This is a genomic window from Pseudomonas sp. LFS074 (genome assembly GCF_047978165.1).
GTDB classification, from domain to species: Bacteria; Pseudomonadota; Gammaproteobacteria; order Pseudomonadales; family Pseudomonadaceae; genus Aquipseudomonas; species Aquipseudomonas putida_P.
This window is the reverse complement of record NZ_JBFPFV010000020.1, coordinates 1-1,600: the sequence shown is the minus strand read 5'-3', so window position 1 is coordinate 1,600 and position 1,600 is coordinate 1. Positions and strand designations below refer to the sequence as shown.

Sequence of the window (1,600 nt, the reverse complement as noted above, 5' to 3'; positions counted from 1 at the left end):
GCTTGCCGGCCTGGACATCGTGATCGTCGCGCGCAAGGGATTGGGTGAGATTGAAAACCCGGAATTGCACCAACACTTTGGCAAGCTCTGGAAACGCCTGGCGCGCAGCCGGCCAGCACCAGCAGCCACCGCCAATTCCGCAGGGGTAGACAGCCAAGATGCGTAAACTGGCACTCGTTCCGATCCAGTTTTACCGTTACGCCATTAGTCCACTGATGGCCAATCACTGTCGTTTTTTCCCCAGTTGCTCCTGTTACGCATATGAAGCCATTGAAAACCATGGCCTCTGGCGTGGTGGGTGGCTGGCCGTTCGTCGCCTGGGGCGTTGTCATCCGTGGAATGACGGCGGTTTCGACCCCGTTCCACCCGCTCCTTCCTCCCGAACTTCTTCGATAGCCGAGTAATCATGGATATTAAACGCACGATCCTGATCGCCGCGCTGGCAGTCGTGTCCTACGTCATGGTCCTGAAGTGGAACGATGACTACGGCCAGGCTGCCCTGCCGACTCAGAATACTGCTGCCAGCACTGTTGCTCCGGGCTTGCCCGATGGCGTGCCGGCCGGTAACAACGGTGCCAGCGCCGATGTACCGAGCGCCAACGCCGAATCGAGCCCTGCCGAACTGGCACCGGTCGCACTCAGCAAGGACCTGATCCGAGTCAAGACCGACGTTCTGGAACTGGCTATCGATCCGGTCGGTGGTGACATCGTCCAGTTGAACCTGCCGAAGTACCCACGCCGTCAAGACCACCCGGACATTCCGTTCCAGTTGTTCGACAACGGTGGTGAGCGTGTTTACCTGGCACAAAGCGGCCTGACCGGCGCCAACGGCCCGGATGCCCGCGCCAGCGGTCGCCCGCTGTATTCCGCCGAGCAGAAGAGCTACCAGCTGGCCGACGGCCAGGAACAACTGGTGGTCGACCTGAAGTTCAGCGACAACGGTGTCAACTACATCAAGCGCTTCAGCTTCAAGCGCGGTGAGTACGACCTGAATGTCAGCTACCTGATCGACAACCAGAGCGGCCAGGCCTGGAGCGGCAACATGTTTGCCCAGCTCAAGCGTGACGCCAGCGGCGATCCTTCTTCCAGCACCGCCACCGGTACTGCGACCTACCTGGGTGCAGCCCTGTGGACAGCTTCCGAGCCTTACAAAAAGGTCTCGATGAAGGACATCGACAAAGGTGGTTTGAAAGAAAATGTGTCCGGCGGCTGGGTTGCCTGGCTGCAGCACTACTTCGTCACCGCCTGGATTCCGGCCAAGTCGGACAACAACGTTGTTCAGACCCGCAAGGACAGCCAGGGTAACTACATCATTGGCTACACCGGCCCCGTAATCAGCGTGCCTGCTGGTGGCAAGGTCGAAACCAGCGCCATGCTGTACGCCGGCCCGAAGATTCAGTCCAAGCTGAAAGAGTTGTCCCCAGGCCTGGAACTGACCGTCGACTACGGCTTCCTGTGGTTCATCGCCCAACCGATCTTCTGGCTGCTGCAACATATCCACAGCCTCCTGGGTAACTGGGGCTGGTCGATCATCGTGCTGACCATGCTGATCAAAGGCCTGTTCTTCCCTCTGTCGGCTGCCAGCTACCGCTCCATGGCC

Annotated in this window: 2 protein-coding genes and 1 pseudogene; all 3 read left to right on the top strand. The window is 59.5% G+C overall.

The annotated features are described in order from the left end of the window. A pseudogene (gene rnpA, locus ACNQP3_RS29310) lies at nucleotides 1-166 on the top strand (ribonuclease P protein component); the annotation flags it as partial. Next, nucleotides 159-404, top strand: a complete 246-nt coding sequence (yidD, locus tag ACNQP3_RS29305; protein WP_015268406.1) for a membrane protein insertion efficiency factor YidD — start codon at nucleotides 159-161, stop codon at nucleotides 402-404. The pseudogene rnpA and the gene yidD, both read left to right, overlap by 8 nt. Before the next feature lie 2 nt (nucleotides 405-406). Beyond that, nucleotides 407-1,600: membrane protein insertase YidC (gene yidC, locus ACNQP3_RS29300; protein ID WP_416470711.1), on the top strand; the 1,194-nt coding region annotated here is incomplete at its 3' end.

Coding starts and splice junctions, on each gene's coding strand:
- yidD (WP_015268406.1), top strand. CDS start 159: ATGCGTAAACTGGCACTCGTTCCGATCCAGTTTTACCGTTACGCCATT.